This is a genomic window from Capnocytophaga sp. HP1101 (genome assembly GCF_054772415.1).
On record NZ_BPUU01000004.1, the window covers coordinates 114,019 to 134,364 of the forward strand.

Annotated in this window: 18 protein-coding genes and 1 tRNA gene; 6 read left to right on the forward strand and 13 right to left on the reverse strand. The window is 39.8% G+C overall.

Annotated elements, in window-relative coordinates; all coding sequences use genetic code 11:
- Positions 1-187: 187 nt before the first annotated feature.
- Together gldJ and RCZ04_RS04015 are read left to right on the forward strand one after the other, a co-directional pair.
- Positions 188-1,834 (forward strand): gliding motility lipoprotein GldJ, encoded by a 1,647-nt coding sequence (gene gldJ, locus RCZ04_RS04010; protein ID WP_460484666.1) that lies wholly within the window; start codon positions 188-190, stop codon positions 1,832-1,834.
- Between the two features lie 142 nt (positions 1,835-1,976).
- Positions 1,977-3,311, forward strand: a complete 1,335-nt coding sequence (locus RCZ04_RS04015) for a UDP-N-acetylmuramoyl-tripeptide--D-alanyl-D-alanine ligase (RefSeq protein ID WP_460484667.1) — start codon at positions 1,977-1,979, stop codon at positions 3,309-3,311.
- Between the two features lie 65 nt (positions 3,312-3,376).
- Here the strand turns inward: RCZ04_RS04015 and RCZ04_RS04020 are convergent, their stop codons facing one another.
- Positions 3,377-5,551, reverse strand: coding sequence for a S9 family peptidase (locus RCZ04_RS04020; protein ID WP_460484668.1), 2,175 nt, complete (start codon positions 5,549-5,551; stop codon positions 3,377-3,379).
- Between the two features lie 178 nt (positions 5,552-5,729).
- Here RCZ04_RS04020 and RCZ04_RS04025 point away from each other — a divergent pair.
- The 4 genes from RCZ04_RS04025 to RCZ04_RS04040 all read left to right on the forward strand — a co-directional run bounded on the left by RCZ04_RS04025 (position 5,730) and on the right by RCZ04_RS04040 (position 10,435).
- Positions 5,730-5,803: transfer RNA gene (locus RCZ04_RS04025), tRNA-Ile, on the forward strand.
- 1,012 nt (positions 5,804-6,815) lie between these two features.
- Positions 6,816-7,067 carry a FeoA family protein gene (locus RCZ04_RS04030; RefSeq protein ID WP_460484669.1) on the forward strand — a complete coding sequence of 84 codons (252 nt, stop codon included), beginning with the start codon at positions 6,816-6,818 and terminating at the stop codon, positions 7,065-7,067.
- A gap of 261 nt (positions 7,068-7,328) precedes the next feature.
- Positions 7,329-9,491: a ferrous iron transport protein B gene (feoB, locus tag RCZ04_RS04035; protein ID WP_460484670.1), complete on the forward strand. Its 2,163-nt coding sequence runs from the start codon at positions 7,329-7,331 to the stop codon at positions 9,489-9,491.
- 71 nt (positions 9,492-9,562) lie between these two features.
- Positions 9,563-10,435: a hypothetical protein gene (locus RCZ04_RS04040; protein WP_460484671.1), complete on the forward strand. Its 873-nt coding sequence runs from the start codon at positions 9,563-9,565 to the stop codon at positions 10,433-10,435.
- Positions 10,436-10,607: 172 nt separating this feature from the next.
- Here the strand turns inward: RCZ04_RS04040 and RCZ04_RS04045 are convergent, their stop codons facing one another.
- From RCZ04_RS04045 to RCZ04_RS04100, 12 genes are all read right to left on the reverse strand, one after another.
- The gene (locus RCZ04_RS04045) at positions 10,608-10,865 is read right to left on the reverse strand and encodes a DUF6952 family protein (protein WP_460484672.1); all 258 of its coding nucleotides are present in this window, start codon (positions 10,863-10,865) and stop codon (positions 10,608-10,610) included.
- On the reverse strand, positions 10,846-11,157 hold the full coding sequence (locus tag RCZ04_RS04050) for a thioredoxin family protein (protein WP_460484673.1): 312 nt from the start codon (positions 11,155-11,157) through the stop codon (positions 10,846-10,848). The genes RCZ04_RS04045 and RCZ04_RS04050 overlap by 20 nt, the downstream gene beginning before the upstream one ends.
- 131 nt (positions 11,158-11,288) lie before the next feature.
- Positions 11,289-11,924, reverse strand: a complete 636-nt coding sequence (locus RCZ04_RS04055; protein ID WP_460484674.1) for a peroxiredoxin — start codon at positions 11,922-11,924, stop codon at positions 11,289-11,291.
- 118 nt (positions 11,925-12,042) lie between these two features.
- Positions 12,043-12,261 carry a uroporphyrinogen decarboxylase gene (locus RCZ04_RS04060; protein ID WP_460484675.1) on the reverse strand — a complete coding sequence of 73 codons (219 nt, stop codon included), beginning with the start codon at positions 12,259-12,261 and terminating at the stop codon, positions 12,043-12,045.
- Positions 12,258-12,443: a hypothetical protein gene (locus RCZ04_RS04065; protein WP_460484676.1), complete on the reverse strand. Its 186-nt coding sequence runs from the start codon at positions 12,441-12,443 to the stop codon at positions 12,258-12,260. The genes RCZ04_RS04060 and RCZ04_RS04065 overlap by 4 nt, the downstream gene beginning before the upstream one ends.
- Positions 12,444-12,457: 14 nt before the next feature.
- Entirely contained in the window at positions 12,458-13,030 is a 573-nt protein-coding gene (lptC, locus tag RCZ04_RS04070) for an LPS export ABC transporter periplasmic protein LptC (RefSeq protein WP_460484677.1), read from the reverse strand.
- A gap of 3 nt (positions 13,031-13,033) precedes the next feature.
- Complete coding sequence (locus RCZ04_RS04075) at positions 13,034-14,377, reverse strand: hypothetical protein (protein ID WP_460484678.1); 1,344 nt, start codon at positions 14,375-14,377, stop codon at positions 13,034-13,036.
- A gap of 14 nt (positions 14,378-14,391) precedes the next feature.
- Positions 14,392-15,672, reverse strand: a complete 1,281-nt coding sequence (locus RCZ04_RS04080) for a hypothetical protein (RefSeq protein ID WP_460484679.1) — start codon at positions 15,670-15,672, stop codon at positions 14,392-14,394.
- A gap of 32 nt (positions 15,673-15,704) precedes the next feature.
- On the reverse strand, positions 15,705-16,442 hold the full coding sequence (locus RCZ04_RS04085; RefSeq protein ID WP_460484680.1) for a type III pantothenate kinase: 738 nt from the start codon (positions 16,440-16,442) through the stop codon (positions 15,705-15,707).
- 832 nt (positions 16,443-17,274) lie between these two features.
- Positions 17,275-18,102, reverse strand: coding sequence for a glycosyltransferase family 2 protein (locus RCZ04_RS04090; RefSeq protein ID WP_460484681.1), 828 nt, complete (start codon positions 18,100-18,102; stop codon positions 17,275-17,277).
- A complete protein-coding gene (locus RCZ04_RS04095; RefSeq protein WP_460484682.1) occupies positions 18,102-19,142 on the reverse strand; it encodes a glycosyltransferase family 4 protein in 1,041 nt (346 codons plus the stop codon). The genes RCZ04_RS04090 and RCZ04_RS04095 overlap by 1 nt, the downstream gene beginning before the upstream one ends.
- Positions 19,139-20,344: a hypothetical protein gene (locus RCZ04_RS04100; protein WP_460484683.1), complete on the reverse strand. Its 1,206-nt coding sequence runs from the start codon at positions 20,342-20,344 to the stop codon at positions 19,139-19,141. Before RCZ04_RS04100 ends, RCZ04_RS04095 begins: the two co-directional genes overlap by 4 nt.
- Between the last annotated feature and the right edge of the window lie 2 nt (positions 20,345-20,346).

The following is a 20,346-nucleotide window of genomic DNA, read 5'->3' on the forward strand; positions in this document are numbered from 1 at the left end:
AATTCAAGGAAATGTGTAAAAAGGGAGAAGTGGTAAAGAGAGTGTATAAAACTATAAATCAACAATATATAAAAAATACACAAAAAATAGAATATTAATATATAGTTAAAATTGAGAAAAGATGATACTACATTAAAAAAAAGTAGTATCTTGCGCCCGAATTTTTATGCTAACAAGTGTTTTTACTATGAAAAGAAATTTATTAAAAGTACCTGTTTATATGGCCTTAGCAGGATTGTTGCTCGCAGGTTGTGGCAAGAAGACTGATAAGAACACATCAAGTGCGACAGGTTGGAAAATCAACGCGAAAGAAGGTGGTTTTCAATACAATACAGATTTTAAAGACCAAGAGACAGGTCCTGGTCTTGTGCTCATTGAGGGAGGTACGTTCACTATGGGTCAGGTGCAAGATAACATAATGCACGACTGGAATAACACGCCTACCCAACAACACGTACAGTCTTTTTATATGGACGAAACTGAGGTGACCAACAAGATGTATATGGAGTACCTTGATTGGTTGAAACGAGTATTCCCGCCAGATGAAGAGCAATATAGAAATATATACATAGGTGCTCTTCCTGATACTTTGGTATGGAGAAGCCCTCTAAGTGCTAATGAAGCAATGGTTAGCAACTACTTGCGTCACCCTGCTTATGCTGAGTATCCTGTAGTAGGGGTAAACTGGGTGCAAGCTGTACAGTTTAGTTCTTGGCGAACTGACCGTGTGAACGAGGCTATCTTGGAACGCGATGGTTATCTTGCAAGAGATGCTCGGTACCAAGTAGATGCTACAAGCACGTTTAGTACTGATACCTACCTAAACGCTCCATCACAAACTTACGGCGGTAAGATAGCTGGCGAAATGGGAGGTAAGAAAACTAATAAAGAAGGTGAAGCAACGTATGCTAAACAAACTAGCGGTATTTTATTGCCTGAGTATCGTTTACCTTCAGAAGTAGAATGGGAATACGCTGCTAAATCTTTAGGTGGTATTCGCGAATATAACTCATTGCAAGGTAGAAAGAAATACCCTTGGAATAGTCAATACACTCGTTCAACCAAACGCAGTACTCGTGGAGACCTCTTGGCTAACTTCAAGCAAGGTAAAGGTGACTACGGTGGATTGGCAGGTTGGTCTGATGACAAAGGAGATATTACTGTAGCTGTAAAAACATACCCACCTAATGACTTTGGTTTGTATGATATGGCAGGTAACGTAGCTGAGTGGGTAGCCGATGTATATCGTCCTATTGTTGATGATGAAATAACAGACTTCAACTACTATCGTGGTAATGTTTATATGAAACACGCTATTGGTGAAGATGGAAAACAAATAGTAGTAACTCCTGAGAATGTGAAGTATGACACTTTGATGAACGGTAAAATTATCGCTCGCAACTTACCAGGTAACCTTGCTACTATTCCTATCGATTCAAACGAAACTTACTTGCGTTATAACTTTACACACTCTGATAACCGTAGTTATCACGATGGTGATAAATCATCTACACGTAACTATCGCAACCAAAGTGAATTGATGACAGAAGATTCAGAGTATACAAACTCAATGTACAACGCTCCTCGTCCTAAAAAACCAGGAAGTGATATTAACGGTAAGGACTACGATACCTCTAACGACCGCACTTCACTTATCGATGATGAAGTACGCGTATACAAAGGAGGTTCTTGGAGAGACCGTGCTTATTGGCTTGACCCAGCACAACGTCGTTTCTTACCTCAGTACATCGCTACTGACTATATTGGTTTCCGCAACGCTATGAGCCGTGTTGGTTCAAAAGCTAAAAAGAACCATAAAACTCCTAAAGGGTAAATAAAATAAAATTTCTCATAGGCAGAAGAGCCTTCTTGAACTTTTCAAGAGGGCTCTTCTCTTTTTCGTAGAAAGTAAGAAATACTATTTGCGTAACTCAAAAAAACGCTGTAGTTTTGCACTGTAAATAATCTAATAGTTTATGATAGAAGAGCTTTATCAAAGATTTATAACATCATCGGGCGTAAGTACCGACACCCGCAATATAACACCAAACAGCATTTACTTTGCCTTGAGAGGATCTTCGTTTAACGGCAATACCTTTGTTCAAGAAGCACTCAATAAGGGAGCCTGCTTTGCAGTGATTGACGACCTTGCTTATTACATCGCCGATAAAACACTTTTGGTAGACGATGTCCTCACTACACTCCAGCAACTCGCTACGTATCATCGCAGAAAGTTAAAAACTCTCATTATTGGTATTACAGGTAGTAATGGCAAAACCACTACTAAAGAGCTTATCAAATCCGTATTATCGCAACAACTGAACATAGTGGCAACTCAAGGCAACCTAAACAACAATATAGGGGTACCTCTCACTTTGCTCACCATCAAACCAGAAACCGACGTTGCTATCGTGGAGATGGGAGCTAATCACCCTGGTGAAATTGCTTTTTTATGTGCTATTGCTGAGCCTGATTACGGCTATATTACCAGCATTGGCAAAGCTCATTTAGAAGGCTTTGGCTCTTTTGAAGGTGTGATTAAAACCAAAGGAGAGCTCTATGATTACCTTAAGGCGCACCATAAAACTATTATCGCCAATGCCGATAACCCTATTACCGAAGCACTCTTAGAAGACTATAACAATGTATACAGTTTTGGAGTAGGGGAGGGGGTGAACGTCTCTGTGCAATGTCTCAGCACTCAACCCGTGAAGATACAGTTTGCTGACTCGTCCCTACAAACCACTACAGAAGGAATCCCCGCCAATATAGAAGGCTTTAGTAATACCCCCACGGTGGCAACTTCTCATCTGGTAGGAAGCTATAACTTCACTAATATCGCCGCTACAGTAGCTTTTGGGCGCTACTTCAAACTCTCCACAAAAGCTATTCAGGAAGGCATAGAAAGCTATATTCCTCAAAACAATCGCAGTCAGTTGTTGCAATGGGGGAGTAATACTGTTTTGCTCGACGCCTATAACGCCAACCCTAGCAGTATGACCGCTGCTATCGACAATCTCCTTTCTATGAACACTTCTCCTAAAAAAGTGCTCATTTTGGGCGATATGTTTGAGCTTGGTGCTTACGCTACTCAGGAGCATCAAAGCATTGTCGATAAGCTCACAGAGCACCAATGGGCGGGCGTTTACCTTATTGGGAAGAATTTTAAACAAACTAACGCTCCTTATCCGCAGTATGAAACCTTTGAGGAGTTTCAAGAAGCATTCAAAAATCTTTCTTTTCAAAATAGCCTAATACTCATCAAAGGCTCAAGAGGAATGGCTTTAGAAAGGCTTCTGAGCAACTCATAAATCACACTAAAAAACAACAAAGGGCTGTCGGCAATGCCGACAGCCCTTTGTTTATGTCCTAATAACTACTGATTGTGTTTCTTCACATAATCAATAATCCTTTCTGTAAGATTGATATGGTCTGCGCCCCGCACACCGTGTGCGTGCATCGGGTAGATAAATAACTCTATAAAGTCGTTTTTCTTGATAGACTCACGTGTAATACTCATCAGGTGCTGAGGTACTACTACATCGTCTATACTGCCGTGAATAAACAGTAACGGACGCTTCAAATCCTTGAGGTATTTACCCACTCGGCTATTCTCGTAACCCTCTGGGTTTTCTTGTGGGGTATCCATATAGCGCTCGCCATACATCACTTCGTAATACTTCCAATCGGTTACAGCACCTCCTGCTACAGCCGTTCTAAACACTTCGGGGTGACGAGTAAGCAAGCTCGACGCCATAAATCCGCCGAAACTCCAGCCGTGTACTGCTATCCTATTGCCGTCTACATAAGGCAAACTCTTCAAATAATCTACCCCTTTAAGCTGGTCTTTTATCTCCACATCTCCTAAATGGCGGTGAATCACACTCTCAAAAGCAAAACCCCTGTTAGCACTACCGCGGTTGTCTAAAGTAAACACAATATACTGTTCGTTTTCCACAAAAGCGTGTAACCATAAGTAAGTATCTGCCAACCATTCATTCTTCACTTGTTGTGCGTGGGGACCTCCATAAACATAAATAAGCACAGGGTACTTTTTGTTAGGGTCAAAAGTCTTAGGTTTGTGTAACTTACCGTAAAGAGGCGTACCGTCTTCAGCTTTTAGAATTACAAACTCAGTCGTGCCTACCGCAATACCTTCCAGCGGATTCTTAGCCGTAAGCAAACGCTGCCGACTACCTTTGTCCGTTGCTACAAGGTCTATATTCTGCGGAATGCTAATACTACTGTAGCTGTCCAGCAAGTATTTGCCGTCACTGCTCAGATGTACGTTGTGAGTACCCGCTTCCGGAGTAAGAGCCATCACCTTCTTAGGGTTCTTAAGCTCTATTTTAAAAGCGTGTTGCTCACGGGGGTCAGCTCCTGTTCCGGTGATGAAAACATATTTTCCTTGCGCATCAAAACCTAAAATATCTTGCACTACCCAACGGAATTTGGTCACCTGTTTAATCAGCTTACCGTTCAAGTTGTACTGATAAACGTTCATAAAACCGTCCCGTTCGCTTAGCCATAAAAACTCATTAGCGTTGTTAGGCAAGAACACCGCTGGCTTTTCGGGCTCTACCCACTTGTCATTGCGTTCTTCAAAAATCGTATTCACCTTTTTGCCCGTATGTGCGTCATAACGGTTTAAGGCAAAATAGTTTTGCGCTCTATTTACTTCAGCCAATAAAATATACCGCTCATCAGGACTCCACGCCAAGTTAGTGAGAAAGTGTTCATCAGTAGTGTTGATGTCCAAATAAGTAACCTTCCCACTCTGTAAGTCGTAAATCCCTACCGCTGCCTGTTCGCTCGGCTGACCCGCCATCGGGTATTTAATCGCTTTAAGGGTAGCAGGCGTAGTGGTAATATCCACCAAAGGATAATCAGCCACCTTGCTCTCGTCTTTCTGATAAAAAGCTAAGTAATTGCCTTTAGGCGAAAAGAAAGTACCTTTGTCAATGCCAAACTCATTGCGGTGGATAGCCTTCCCCGCTACGATATTCGCATCGGTAAAAGCTGTAACCGCTTGTTTTTCGTTCTTTTCAGTAGCCAAATACAAATTATTATCTAAAGTATATGCCAATGCTTTAGCCAGCGAATTGTATTCAGCATTTTCAGCTCCTTTAGGTAATGTGACGCTACTGAGCACATTCTTGCGCTCGTAATTGTAACGGTAATAAGTATGATCCACTTTTAATACCATTTCCTCTTTACCAATATAAGTAATAGGAGGCAACGAACCATAGTTCCTCAAGTAGTTTTGCAACCCCTCAAACCCCATTGTAAACTCACTGCCAATAGCACCCACTTTCTCTCCTTTAGGGTTAAAAATCTCATACGTATCCCCTTTGCTGTACAGATACAGGTCAGTGCCCTCAATCCACTGCAAATTATCCAAAGTTTTAGGAGAGAGCAAACGGTATCCCATTTCTGCTGAAGGGTCTTGTACCGCGTGAAAAACCGCTTCGGCAACCGTCAGTTTACGGTCTTGAGCTAATACCGAAAGCGTAATAAAAGCTACAAATAGCGAAGTAATGACTCTTTTCATAATTCAGTTTTACTAATGTAATGAATTGTTTCTACCGTGCAAAAGTAAAACTTTCTCTGCAAATAGCCAAAGCCTATCAAAGTTATTTTCTCATTCTTTTTCTCGAAAAAGTTCATTATAAATTTGGTCAATTCATTTTTAAATACTACTTTTGCACCGTCTTAATAAAAAACAGACAGGTCTCATAGCTCAGCTGGTTAGAGCATCTGACTCATAATCAGAGGGTCGTTGGTTCGAGCCCAACTGGGACCACCCTCACAACAAAAGCACTTACAAACGTTTGTAAGTGCTTTTTTATTATACCCTAAGTTCTGTTTCTCTATTTACTATAGTATTGCCACACCGCACTTCTACTCTTGCAGGTTATTCGCATTTGTCGAGTAAGTGAATAAAAAGAAGTTTTATACACCTTTCCCGTCTTCACATTCCTCCCTTTTCCGTCGTCACAGTTCCCCCTCCACGAGGGGGCTAGGGGGAGGTTATCTCCATTTTTCCTTCACTCCCCCATCGCCACACTCTCCCCTCTTCGAGGGTAGTCAGCGAGCTGGCACAGCTGAGTATGTGTATTAGGAGGTGGTTATCCCCCTCTCTGAGGCTATTCACAATAGCCAACTAAGTGAATAGAAGCAGGCTTCTCTCACTTTTCCCGTCGCCACAGTTCCCCCTCCACGAGGGGGCTAGGGGGAGGTTTTCTTCGTTCCTCGCCCCTCGTCATTCCTAATTCGTCCCTCGTCATTCGTCCATTTCCCCCTAATGCCTATTGCCTAATGCCTAACACCCCTTCCTTTTCTTTCGCCTCGAAACCCTATTTTTAGTATTATTGGCATTGTTGTATTACAGTATTAATCAATTACTTATACGCCCTTTGTATAACAATCGTCCAAGATTCGTATAAGCTTCCTATAAGCTTTGTATAAGCTAAGCATACCCATTTTACCTCTTCTCTTTTATCTTTTACCTAAAAACACCCTTCCGAACTCCTCCGTTTCCTTCCGAAGGCTCCTACCCTCTGAGCTGTCCGACTCGTCTGAAATGTCCGACCTGTCCGACCACCTCCAACCAATCTCCCCATTAACGCCCGTGTGGCTCACACCTGCCTGTGTGGCTCACACCTGCTCGTCGTGCTACAACCTTTAGCAAAATTAATTAATAGTATTATTGGTATTATTGGCATTTCTGGTATTATTAAAAACATTTTGTTATTTCAATAAAAGTTTGTAATTTTGCTCGTCTAAAAATATATTTTGAATTATATAAACACCATATGAACCTTAACTTAGCCTCTCTTAAAATAAATCAAACCGCTGTTATTGCAGGTTTTACCCCCGATTGTTCCCAAGAAGTACGACAACGTTTGCTTGACTTAGGCTTTGTGCGCGGAGCAAAAATCAAGATAGAAAACATCAGTCCGCTGGCTGATCCTATTGCTTATACCATTCATCACACACAAATCGCCTTGCGCAAAACTGATGCCCAGTGCGTGGTAATTACGATAGAGGAAACGAACGAAATTTAACAGATAAAAGGAGTATGGCTAAAGCCATAAAAATTAAACAAAAATTTCTGAGGCTGTCTGAAAAGTTTTAAAAAGGTATATTTGCGGATTGTCCCCCTTTGGAGGGGGAACGGGGGAGGTTGATAGTTAAAGAATTACAACATAACCTTCTCCTAACCCCCTCAGAGAGGGGGGAATTGTAGCGATGTAAATGCAACTTTTCGGACACTCTCACCCCCTTTAACAGTGTAATTTTTAATTATTAATTCTGAATTGTCAATTGTGAAAAATATTTGTGATACTTGTGCCCTCAATCCTTCCGCTTCCCTAAAACCATTAGGCGAAGAGGCAGGTGCATCTCTCTATACTATTGCCTTGGCAGGGAACCCGAATACAGGAAAGAGTACGGTGTTCAACGCGCTTACGGGCTTGCGCCAACACACGGGCAACTGGCCTGGTAAAACCGTAACCCTTGCCGAAGGAAGCTTTTCTTTTCACGACGAGCGCTATAAAATCATCGACTTGCCGGGTACTTATTCGTTGCTCTCTACCTCAGAAGACGAGGAGGTAGCACGCGATTTTATCCTCTTTGGTCGTCCTGATGTAACGGTGATAGTCGTGGATGCGAGTAGGTTAGAACGCAACCTCAGCCTTGCACTACAAATCCTCGAAATTACCGATAAGGCGGTGCTCTGCCTCAACCTGATGGACGAAGCGCGCCGTCATCATATCACTATTGATACCCGTACGCTCTCACGCGATTTGGGGATACCCGTAGTGGCTACCTCCGCACGTACCAAAGAAGGTATTGCCGATTTGCTCTTTGCGATTGAAGAAGTGGTTACCGGCAAATTCCATACCGAGAAACGGACTTATATCGACCTCCCCAAACAAAATGCGGAAGCGGTTGCCGAACTCCAAAAAGCGCTCAGCGAACTCAATCCCGAATTGCCCAATACGCGTTGGCTTGCAATGCGCCTCATTGAAGGCGATGAGAGCGTACAAAAAGGTGTTATGGCAGGTACTTTTTCTGCTGAAAATAATCCTGAAAAGCAAGCACGCATCCTCCGCATTGCTGAGGAATACCACCATTTATTAGGCGATACTTACCGCAACGATTTGGTAGAAGCGATTTACGCTCAAGCGACAAGCCTTATCAACGCCTTAGTAAGCACCGACTTTTCTGCGCGTTCTTTCCGTATCGACCGTGCCATTGATAGAGTTGTTACGCACAAAATTTGGGGCTTCCCGATTATGTTCTTGCTCTTGGCAGGCGTGTTGTGGATTACCATTATCGGTGCCAATTACCCCTCACAATGGCTCTCCGATGTATTAGTGGGGTGGCTTTACCCGCTACTCAAAAGTGGTGCGGTGGCTATGCACTTCCCTTGGTGGCTCAGCGGTTTTCTCATCGATGGGGTGTACTTGGCAACGGTGTGGGTCGTTTCGGTGATGTTGCCCCCAATGGCGATTTTCTTCCCGCTGTTCACCCTGCTCGAAGATTTTGGCTACCTGCCTCGCGTGGCGTTCAACCTCGATAAGCTCTTCCGCAAAGCAGGCGCTCACGGCAAACAAGCCCTCACAATGAGTATGGGCTTTGGCTGTAATGCCGCAGGTGTGGTGGCTACACGCATTATCAACAGTCCGCGTGAGAAACTCATTGCGATTATCACCAATAACTTTTCGCTCTGTAATGGGCGTTGGCCTACCCAAATACTCATTGCTACATTATTCATAGGGGCGTTGGTGCCCAAAGAGTGGAGCGGTACCGTAGCGATGCTCGCCGTGATAGGCATAGCCGTGCTGGGGATTGTGTTCTCATTCTTCACCTCGTGGCTACTGAGCAAAACGCTCCTCAAAGGCGAATCATCGTTTTTTGTGTTGGAGTTACCCCCTTATCGTCCACCGCGTTTCTTTCAAACCCTCTACACCTCCCTCATTGATAGAACCCTCATCGTGCTATGGCGTGCGGTGGTGTTTGCTGCTCCTGCAGGGGCTGTGATATGGCTCATCTGCAACGTGCAAATCGCTCATCAACCCATTGCGTTGTGGCTCATTCAAGGCTTAGACCCCATAGGCGTGTTTATCGGACTCAATGGTATCATCTTGCTCGCCTACGTAGTAGCCATTCCTGCCAATGAAATCGTGATTCCTACCATACTGATGCTTACCACTATGGTATTGGGGCAAGCGGCTGTAGGCGAAGGAGCAGGCGTACTGATGGAAGCCAGCACCGCCCAAGTAGGCGCACTATTGCACGCGGGAGGGTGGACGCTACTCACCGCGGTAAACTTAATGCTCTTCAGCCTCTTGCACAACCCTTGTAGCACTACTATTTACACGATATACAAAGAAACCCACAGCAAGAAATGGGCGCTCATTGCTACCCTCTTGCCCGTGCTCTACGGAGTCCTCGTGTGCTTTTTGATTGCGAGATTGTGGTAATAAACGAAAAAACATTTGCTTTTTCTCTACAAACTCACTATCTTTGCCCAGATATTTTAATAAGCAATGATATGAAACGCTTCCTTTTGCTATTCACACTTCTAACCACTACAACCTATGCCCAACTCTCTTCTTACACCTATAAGCAAGAGCTCAAAGGTGTGAAGGGGAACACTTGGCACAAGCTCACTTTGCCCGACGAAACCTTTGCTCAATTCCAAAGCTATGGTAGTGACCTGCGTATTTATGGCGTATCAACTACCGATACTATCGAAGTCCCTTACACAGTAATTGATACCAATAATATCGTAAAACACAAGGTAGATTTCTCAGTGATAAACAGCAAAGAAACTAAATGCAGTTATATAAATTTCAGTCTGCCTCAAGCTCTCCGCCTTTGTAAACTGCGCATTCTCCCTCAAGCCTCTTATGATTATTATAGAAAACTAAATCTCGCTACTTCTGCAACCGAATCGTATGCGCAAAAGCGTTGCGATAGCTATTGTTCTTATACCTTAAAAGAAGCCCCTCTCAGTTCTAAAACCAATAATACCTTCTCTTTTGATGATGTCCTTGTCAAATACGGGCAAATAATAATAGAAAACGGAGATAATGAGCCACTTCCTATTAATGAAGTTATAGTGTATGCAGTGCGTTATACTTTGGCCGCTCGTTTTTTAGACTCCAATCGCACGTATTATTTAGCATATGGCAAAGAAGATGATTACACCCCCGAATATGATATAGAGCACTTTATAACCGATATCCCTAAACAACTCACCGAATTGGAATATGGCAAAGTAGTTAAACAAATTAAAACAGAGCCTTCGGTAAAGGAATCACCTGCGCCCGCTAAAAAATCTCATCAGGAACTCCTCTGGTGGGTGATGGGATTCATTGTAGCGCTCATTTTTATATTTTCAGCAAAGATGATGAAGAGATAGTCTTATACTCGCCTTTGTTCTAATACCCCAACCCTAATTTTTCAACTATTTTCTTCTTAAGTCTCTCTTTTAAAACTATTCACTTTTATGTGACATATAAAATAGAAAAAGCCGTTCAGACCCCTCCGAACGGCTTCTTCAAATCTAGTTAGTGAAAGAAATAATAATAATTTTACTTGTCTATAGACCCTACTACACGCTTCATAAAGCTGTTTAGGGCGCCTTTCTGCGAACTCCCTTGTTTGACCATATTGTCTACCTCAATGGCTCCGTAGAAATTCGAGAGCAGTTCACCAATTACGTCGAGTTCCTCATCTTTGAGTTGCTCGCATTCAATGAGGTTTTCAAGCGTTTCTATCGTCTCATTTACGTAATCTTGGTCGTTTGTCTCAATAAATTGAACGATGTGTTTAATTACCGGTAATCTCATCTACAAATTGTTTTAAGAGTTCGGCTTTATTTGTTTGAATTTGTTTTACCAAAGTACCGTTCTTAAAAGCAGCAAAAGTAGGTAAGTTATCTACCTTAGCCAACTTGCGAGACTCTGGAAACGCTTCTGCATCTACATACACAAAGGTAGCGTTAGGCGTTTCACTGGCATACTTTTTAAACTTTGGCTTCATTATCTTGCAGTTGCCACACCAGCCTGCGCCGTATTGCACAAACACAATAGGATTAGTGGCTACTACTTCTTGCAAATTATCTTGGGTAAGTTCTGTCATTATAAAAATAAAATAGTGATGAGTTTTTTAGTGGTAAGTTCCCCATTCTCGTACCCTCTCTCCTAAAAAGAAAGAGGGGGAGAATGAGTTCTTACAATGATCAAGTTACTTATTAAGCGTGTTGTTCATTTTTAGTGAGAAGCCAAATAATTAGCTACTCCTTTACGGTCAGCGTGCATAGCATCTTTGCCTTCTTCCCAGTTAGCAGGGCACACTTCGCCGTGTTGCTGTACGTGTGTATAAGCATCAACTAAACGCAAATATTCTTTTACGTTACGCCCTAATGGCATATCGTTAATACTTTCGTGAAACACTTTACCTGTCTCATCAATAAGATAGGTAGCACGGAAAGTCACATCATCTCCTTCAAGAAGGTAAGCATCTGCTACTTCATCGTAAATCTCACGAGAGTCAAGTATCCCTAATGTGCGCGCTAAGTTGCGGTTGCTATCAGCAAGAATAGGGTAAGTAACCCCTTCTATACCTCCGTCATCTTTAGCAGTATTTAACCAAGCAAAGTGTACTTCAGGAGTATCACAAGACGCACCTATTATTTTTACATTGCGTTTTTCAAATTCAGCAAGTGCCTCTTGGAAAGCGTGAAGCTCCGTAGGGCATACAAAGGTAAAATCTTTAGGATACCAAAAAAGGAGCACTTTCTTTTTGTTGTTCACTGCTTCTGAGAGCACGTTTATTTTGAATGTATCCCCAAGGTCGTTCATAGCGTTCACTTCTATATTGGGGAATTGTTTTCCTACAAATGACATATAATATTGTGTTTTATCTACAGGTGCAAAAGTAGGGCGTTTTTATGTATGAAGAATCGTTTTTTAATTGAAAGATTTTATATAAAGATAAGGAATAGTTATGCAAAGGAAAATACTGCTATTTCTTCTTGCGTATTTCCCGCCATACGTACACTATTTGCACTACTACCAAAAAGGCATTAGGCAATATCACAGGAATACTACTGATGAAATAACCGTATACTACAAAAAGAGCACACCCTACCAAATTAGTAAGGCGTATATACACAAGATTATCTTTAATCAAAAAACTCAGCACCACAAATAGTGAGGCTGCATAACCTATTATCTCAATCATTGTTTTTTACGTTTAAGTCGGGTTTGACGTCTGAACCAAAACATAGCTAAGGCTCCTAAAGCAAAGGCAATATACAGATACCACTGCGTGCGGTCTGCCGTACCCCACAAGTTATAAACCTCATAAGCGCAGTAAAGCGCAATTGCCAAATAAGCATATTCAAAAAATATACGTGCGTTCATATTATTATATTTTGTTATTCTTCTTCTTTGTCTTCAATAGCTAAGATTCCTGTAGTCTTATGGGCTTTTACAGTCGAAAATTTCTTGTCAAAATCCATTCCTATACCATTAGTAACCGTTCCCTTTGTCTCATCAGTAAAACTAAATTCTCTATCGGTGAAAATCCAATCCTCCTTCTGGTCCCAAAAGAGTTGCTCTGTTTTTAGTCGCTTCCCATCATAGGTCGTAAGCACTACATTATCGCGCAATTCTACCATATCTGAGCTCGGATAGATAATACCATAGTTAGCCTCTACAATGTTCTTATGTCTCGCTTGGTCGTAAAACTCTACCCTCACCCCTTCAGGAAACTCAGAGTACGGCATACGCTGATTCGTGAAATCTTTGTTTAATTTACTGGTAACCACAGCCACTACCTTAGTTGAATCCGTATATACAAGTTTAAAATCAAACGCTTCTCCCTGAGGAAACTTCTTTTGAATACTCAGCTGTTGGAGATTGCGCATATCGTTATTACACGAAAAAAGCATTGCCATACATAGTAGTACGGCAACACTTTTTACAATATTTAAATTCAATAACTTCATATATTACAAACGTGGCACTGTGATAGATTGCCCTATCCAGCATTTGAAAGTAATGTTTTTACCTGCTAAACCAGATTCAAATACATCTACTTTTGATGGTGCTAAAGCATCATATCGAGCAGCCAAACTTTCCAAACCTCCTTTGCGAGCAGTTCTGGCGGCTAACCAATATACAGCTCTCTTTTCAAATGGGGTGCTACCACATTCATTAGCTGAGCTTGCATAGGCGTGTGCCATAATACGGTAAGCATCTGAGTTCGAAGGGTTATAAGCAAGTGCTTTCTGTGCATATGATACCGCTTGCGCTTTGCTGTGTTTAGAGGCAATTCTAATAAGCAATTTTGATTTCTTAAAGTTATCTGTCTCTAAGTTTACTGACTCATTGTAGTACTGAATAGCTTTAGCTGAGTTCCCTGCTTTGTCATTCATTACCCCTAAATAGTAAGCCGAATTCGCTGATGGTTTTACATTGTGCAATGAGGTCACGATTTTTACGAATAGCGGGTCTTTAGTACAATCCTTATCCGACATTTTCCCTGCAGCACGACGCAACCACTCTTCATTGTTCTTGTTCGCTTCAAAATTCTTAGTGTAAAGTGGTATCAAATTCTTACAATCAGCAAGCTGACCAAGCTTAGCATCTACACTCTCCGCAATAGTCTCGTAGTTATCTACACGTTTACGACAACCATCTAAAAGCCTTTTGTCCTTCTCACTAAGAGTTCCTGCTTCCTCTTGTGCTAAGTACTTGTTGATAGTTTGTGAAAGCTCGTTCTTCTCGTCTTGAATTTTATCCGATACGTTATCATAAGCATCAAACACCTCTTGCAATTCTTTTTGCCCCTTTTCGTGTAAGGAAACTAATTCCGAAAAGTATAAGTACACCGCCTTTTCGTTTTTAAAGTTAGCTTTATCTTCAGTAAAAGCTTTGTGCAAAAGGTCGTAAATCTCCTTATCAGTACCTATCTTCTCGTCGAACATTAAAAGAGCTTGACGAATACGCATTTCAGTACCTGAAAGACGGGTAGGAAATGTCTTGTTATAATCAGTATAGAGCTGTAACAATTCTTTCGCATTTTGGGTCTTTTCTGCTCCTGTAGTGGTATTCATTCGGTCTTGCAAGATGCGTTCACCATAGGCAAAGGTAGCATAGTGCAAAGAAGGACATTGCGTATATACTTCCTTCCATACAGGATAAGCCTCTTTGTAATTTTTGGCTTTCGCATACTCACTAAATATAGAGAGTTTTTGCTTCAATTCTTCGTTGTTTTTGCAATCTTGTGCTTGCGCATAAGATGCGTAAAAGAAACTTGCAACTACTGTGGCTAATAAAATTTTTCTTCTCATTCTTTGTTTGTTTTTTATTGATATTTTGTTCGCTGGAACCACTTATCGTTTAAAGTGAATCCTATTTTTAAGTTGAAATAATTTTCCTTGACTAAACTGGCTGAGGTCGTCCCTCTTATCCCGTATTCTCCTACAAGCGTCAGATTTGAAAATCCTTTTACTGGTAAACTAAGTCCAAAAGACGTGCCAAAGTCATTTATACTTTTATCATTAAGCACTATCCCTGTGTTTTCATAACGCAACCCTATGCGGTAGGTCACTCTTTTCCAGTAACTTGAATACGAGTTGTAGTTAGGCACCCAAAAACCTCCTATGCCTATTTTATATCCATCAGTATAACTGACATTAGTGGTCGTAAGAAACGGATTCGAAAATGCCTTGGTGTTCGCATAAGTATACTCAATCCCTGCAAACCATCTTTGGTGTTCTCCTAACCCCAATCCAAACTCTATCTGTGTAGGTAAAGTCAGCGACGTGTTTTTAAGCCCTGAAGCTTCTAAATCCAACGCACGGGTTTCACGCACTACCAACTGTGCTGACGAGCGCAAGCTGCTTCCTGCTACATAACCTAAAGTAGAAATATTCCGTTCATTATCAGAAGATAATTTGCTCTCCGGCGAATATACCAATGAAGTATACAAACGCAAGCGGTGCTTCAATGTCTCTTCGTAATACAATCCCAAGTTAAAAGCTCCCCCTTTTAGGCGTGACTTGCTGAACTCTTGTGTGTAAAACTGAACATCTTTCTGTTGCAAAAGGTCTGTCATATCAATAGCCCCAAAGTTATATCGAAAAGACGCTCCTAAACTCAGCCCTCCATAAATCCTCACTCCTGACGAAAGAAAAAACTGATTCACATTCCCTCTCCCTTCAAACTGACTTACCGCTTGGTCGGTAGTATGCTTCAGTTTGTACCCTACTGATGAATAAGGTACTAAACCAAACGATACCCCAAAGTTCTCAAGAATAGGAAACCCAAGAGTAAAATAATCAAAGGCGGAAGATTTAGTCCCTACTTTTGTTTCATTTGTAACAATATTTTTGCTTTGCATTGTGAAACCAGCTGAAAAAGCAGTGAATTTTAAGTGCGAAAGTGAGGCTGGATTCTGCATATTGATGCGCGTCGAATCAGCATAAACACCAATTCCGCCCATTGCTCTCTCCTCAGCTATACCGTTAAAATTGCGCTCCCCTACCCCGTAAAATGAGTATGGCGACTCGGTAGTTTGCTGCGCAAAACTCACGTAAAAGGTTGTAAATAAAGCACTAATAAGTGTGATTAGTTTCTTGTTCATAAATATTTTCCAATATTAGTAACGTGCGCCCCTCACTCTTTTATTTGATATTCTAAGATGGCATTCAGCCCCTCAAGCAACACGTATGAGCCTGCAAATATCTGATTTTTTATTCTTTCTTGCAAATATTTTTGATTTCCCCCTGTTAAAATAGTGATAAGCGACGGAAATTTTGCTTCATATTTCTCAATCACTCCCTCAATTTCACACACCACATTATGGTAAACGCCCGAAAGCATACAACTTTCGGTAGTATTGCCAATAAACTGCTCTACGTCAAAATCCTGTTTAGACACTAAAGGTAGTTTCGAAGTGAACTGATGCATCGCTTTCAGTCGCATTGCTATCCCTGGGGCAATCGCTCCCCCAAGGTATTCTCCTCTATCAGTAACTATATCAAAAGTAATACAAGTCCCCGCATCAATAATCAGCACATTGCGCTTAGGAAAACGCGTAACAGCCCCCGCTACTAATGCCAAACGGTCAATACCCAATGAGTGAGGCGTCGCATACTTATTAACGAAAGGCACAGGGGTTTCTGTCGTAAAATATAATACCTTTGGCAGAAGTTCCTCTAAGAACGAAAAGCGCTCTTCAGCCCCTCTTACCACCGAAGCAATAAGGCAATGCATTACCCCCTCTAAAGGCACTTTCTTAAAAAACGATTCCTGAAAATCCTCTTTAGCAATCGAAAGGAAAAACGTCTGTACGCCTTTCTCAAACAACGCCACCTTTACAAGTGTATTCCCTTCGTCTATTATTAAATTCATCTTCAAATACCACTGAGTGTGTGATTCTCCTGCAATAATTGAGCCAAAAAATATCAGTCCTTGTCACCACTTCCTTGATTTTGCTTATCAGCCAAGAGAATACTCCCGTGATAACTGCTAATGTATTACACCATACATTTAGCTACCTCATATCCCTTACTGTCTAACCCCGCTTAAACTGTTCAGTGCGGTTCTTTCCTTCTCTCTCCAACTTGTCCAACTTTCTCCGTTTCTATCCTACTTATCAGATTTTATCCGATTTATCCGACCCCCGTCCATCTCCCCCTAATGCCTATGAACTAAGTCCTATTGCTTCTTCCCCTTTCTTTCGCCTCGAAACCTTATTATCGGCATTTTTAGTATTATTGTATTACAGTATTAATCAATTACTTATATACCCTTTGTATAACAATCGTCCAAGATTCGTATAAGGTTCGTATAAGCTTTGTATAAGCTAACCATACCCTTCTCACAGCTCATCTTTTACCTTTTACCTAAAAACTCTCTTTTGAAAATCTTCGTTTCTTTTCTATGTTCTGCCTACCGTACTACGGTTATTCGTTTATTCGTGAGTAGCTTTAAAACACGAATATACTATTTGTTTGATTTGTTTATTAATGTGAAGTTTCTAAGACATTAGCCTTATTTAGGATGAAGATAAGAACTGTATAAGGAAGAAAAACTTTCTCAAAATCGGTATGAGCTGTGCAGTAGTAAGATGTAACAATAATTATAATAAGCAAAAAGGCACATTGCAAAAGTTATTATACACCCTTTTCAGGCAACTATCGCCAAGCCTCTTGCTTATTGTTTTCTCTTGTTTATATCAAATTCATTGTTTTAAGAGGTTTGTTACTTTAGCATTGATAGTCTTCCTTTCCTTATCAAAAAACCAACCGTACTTATTGAAGTAATAGATAGCGGATTTGATATGGGCTTTCAATAATTTGATATTTTTATAGGATGCTTTTTGATATTCGTGTACAACAACGGCTTCGGGGAAGAAGATGGTTTTGTAGGCACGGTGGATGCGACGGTTGAGGTCGAAATCTTCCATATACATAAAAAATTGTTCATCAAATAATCCTACTTTCTCAAGGGCTTCGGTACGCAAGAACATAAAGCAGCCTGAGAGTATGGGGATATTCATTGTTTGGTTATAGCTAAAGTTGTGTAACTCAAAATGTTTGTTGCTTTTGTCTCTCCATTTTTTAAAAGGGATAAAACGCCTAAAAATGAGGTCGATAGGAGAGGGGAGGAGTTTGCAAAGGTATTGCAGTTGACCATCGGGATAGATGATTTTTGGCATTATATTGCCTACCTCGGGGTGCTCATTCATATAGAGAGTGAGTTTTTCTAAGGCACCTTCTTGTATTACAATATCAGGATTTAAGACTATGTGATAGGGTAGCCCTTGCTCCATAGATTTTTTGATAGCAATATTATGTGCTTTGCCGTATCCCATATTCTCGTTGTTGAAAATATAGTGTATTTCCTTATCGGGGTACATCGTTACTACGTTTTTGAGCACATCGGTAGGTGAGTTATCTACAAGGAACAACTGTAGTGCCTCACTTTTGCAAGCGAAGTAGCTATCGATGACCTTTTTGAGAGGTGTGGGGTCGGTTTGGTATAACACTATGGAGGCTGAGAGTTTCATTAGTTTTTGCAATATAGTTTTAAATATTGATTACTCATATTTTCAATGCTATAATCATCTATGGCACGTTTGTATATATTTTCAGCGTACTGTTGTTTATTATTAAAGGCTTTTGCAATAGCCTCGGATAGAGAGTCTATGTTATCTAATTCATAGAAAACTACTTCATTTTCATTGTATTGTTCTTTAAAAATAGCGATATTAGAACATACGGTAGGTAATTTGCATTGTCCTGCTTCAATAAGTGAGAGGCTAAACCCCTCGGAATAAGAGGTTGCAGCATATACATCAAAATACTTTAAGTAACTAATAGCATTCTTTTTGTAGCCTAAAAATAAACATCTATCGGCTACACTTTGTTCATTTGCTAATTTTTGTAAAGCTTCTTTTTCAGCCCCCTCTCCTATCACTATGAAAAAATAGTCAGGTAAATACTTTAGGGCTAATATCGTTTGGTGTACGCCTTTTATTTTGGTAACCATACAGTGAATGCCTATGATTTTAAACTGTTTTTTGATGGCTAATAGTTTTGAATGTTCTTCTACAGGGGCATTTATTATTTCTTTAGAAAAAGTTCTACCGTTATAAATTACGTTACTTGTTTTTTTTATACGATTTTTGTAAGTATGCTCCATTATATGAGTGAGATATACTATTTCGTCTTGTTTTTTAAGGGCATGTATCCATACTTTCTCAAAAAAGAATGCTATAAACCTATTATAGGTATTTTTTAAAGTTTGATAAATAAATTGATGTAGGGTGGAGACAAACTTACAATTATCAGTTTTTTTTCGGTGATACCATATATAAAGGTCAGGACGGAGCATATGGGTGTGCACTACATCATATTTATTGAAATCTATTTTCTGAAAGAAAGAAATTCTATAGGTATTGCAAGGGAAAGAAAGGGTGTTTTCTTTTTCATCAAAATAATATACATCTATTAAAGTCACTTTATCTATAAGTCCCTCAATAATATCTTTAGTGACAATCACGGGACCTTCATTGATAAGAGAGGGTATTATAAAGGCTATTTTCATTTTGCTATTAGACTATTATTGGATAAATTATTCTCCGGTTTACTACTTTTTATTTTAATAGAACTCATAAGTAGTAAATAAAAAAACATTCGTGTTATCAGAGGTTCTGACATCAGACATACTATTAAAATTATAAAAAACAACCATTTTTTTTCAAATAAACGTTGATGATATACTCTATATAATATAATTATAGCTAAAGGAATTCCAAAATAAAGGCATAACAAAATAATGGAATTGGTATTTCCCCGTTCAATAGTTAAGTTTTTTCCATTCACTTCAACAAAAGACAAGCCAGTTTCTTTTTTATATTTATCATTATCAATTCCAATTCCTGTGAAAGGATATTTAGAGATGATATAAAGCCCCATTAGAGCATCATAGGTTCTTAATTCTGAAGACTGTTGCCCCTTCCCCTTAAACTTATACTCTATATCATTCATTAAAATAGGAACAAAAGAGATTCCTACTAATACAAAAATAAAAAATTTTTTTATATCAAATTCTTTAATACTTTTAAGAGTAAAAAGAAAAGCAAAAAGAAATAGCCCAGTGGTAGAAGCTGTTGTTAATAGTATAAAAATTGGTAGTAATATATACTTTAATGATTTTTTTTCTTCAAATAAATAATAATAAACCAATATATTCATTATGACTTGAAGAACACCAGGTTCCCAAAAAATGCCTTGGTTTCTAAAGAAATTGATACCTGCTATTTGATAAGAGACTCCCAAATCATTGAAAATATAAAGAATAGTAAATACTTCATAAGAACTATCGTTAGCAATAGCTCTTACAAATAAATTTGGTAATAGAGATGTTAGAATAAAATTTATAAAAGCTAACCACATTACTATTCGGCAAGCCTTTATAAAATAATTCGCTACTTCCTTAGTACTTTCAAAAGAAGAAAGTATTAAAACACTCGAAAAAAGAGACATAAATATACCTCTATAATTGACAAATGAAACTTCATTAATATAAATAGAAACTATTAATATTGCATAGATTATAAGTAAGAAATATAGATATTTTTTCTTTATAAGAAAACGCCTTCTTAAAATAAAAAAAAGAATAGAAAGAGAGAGAATAGCTAATCCTAAAGGGATAGGGTAGAAAAAACTCAATACTCCTCCAAAATTAAGGAGTACTAAAAACATTATTGTTGTTTTTAATATAGAGTATATAAGCTCTTTTCTCATCT

Bases quoted from the DNA above. Each gene is read 5' to 3' on its own strand.
- gldJ (WP_460484666.1), top strand. From the start codon at position 188: ATGAAAAGAAATTTATTAAAAGTACCTGTTTATATGGCCTTAGCAGGA.
- RCZ04_RS04015 (WP_460484667.1), top strand. From the start codon at position 1,977: ATGATAGAAGAGCTTTATCAAAGATTTATAACATCATCGGGCGTAAGT.
- RCZ04_RS04020 (WP_460484668.1), bottom strand. From the start codon at position 5,551: ATGAAAAGAGTCATTACTTCGCTATTTGTAGCTTTTATTACGCTTTCG.
- RCZ04_RS04030 (WP_460484669.1), top strand. From the start codon at position 6,816: ATGAACCTTAACTTAGCCTCTCTTAAAATAAATCAAACCGCTGTTATT.
- RCZ04_RS04040 (WP_460484671.1), top strand. From the start codon at position 9,563: ATGAAACGCTTCCTTTTGCTATTCACACTTCTAACCACTACAACCTAT.
- RCZ04_RS04045 (WP_460484672.1), bottom strand. From the start codon at position 10,865: ATGAGATTACCGGTAATTAAACACATCGTTCAATTTATTGAGACAAAC.
- RCZ04_RS04050 (WP_460484673.1), bottom strand. From the start codon at position 11,157: ATGACAGAACTTACCCAAGATAATTTGCAAGAAGTAGTAGCCACTAAT.
- RCZ04_RS04055 (WP_460484674.1), bottom strand. From the start codon at position 11,924: ATGTCATTTGTAGGAAAACAATTCCCCAATATAGAAGTGAACGCTATG.
- RCZ04_RS04060 (WP_460484675.1), bottom strand. From the start codon at position 12,261: ATGATTGAGATAATAGGTTATGCAGCCTCACTATTTGTGGTGCTGAGT.
- RCZ04_RS04065 (WP_460484676.1), bottom strand. From the start codon at position 12,443: ATGAACGCACGTATATTTTTTGAATATGCTTATTTGGCAATTGCGCTT.
- lptC (WP_460484677.1), bottom strand. From the start codon at position 13,030: ATGAAGTTATTGAATTTAAATATTGTAAAAAGTGTTGCCGTACTACTA.
- RCZ04_RS04075 (WP_460484678.1), bottom strand. From the start codon at position 14,377: ATGAGAAGAAAAATTTTATTAGCCACAGTAGTTGCAAGTTTCTTTTAC.
- RCZ04_RS04080 (WP_460484679.1), bottom strand. From the start codon at position 15,672: ATGAACAAGAAACTAATCACACTTATTAGTGCTTTATTTACAACCTTT.
- RCZ04_RS04085 (WP_460484680.1), bottom strand. From the start codon at position 16,442: ATGAATTTAATAATAGACGAAGGGAATACACTTGTAAAGGTGGCGTTG.
- RCZ04_RS04090 (WP_460484681.1), bottom strand. From the start codon at position 18,102: ATGAAACTCTCAGCCTCCATAGTGTTATACCAAACCGACCCCACACCT.
- RCZ04_RS04095 (WP_460484682.1), bottom strand. From the start codon at position 19,142: ATGAAAATAGCCTTTATAATACCCTCTCTTATCAATGAAGGTCCCGTG.
- RCZ04_RS04100 (WP_460484683.1), bottom strand. From the start codon at position 20,344: ATGAGAAAAGAGCTTATATACTCTATATTAAAAACAACAATAATGTTT.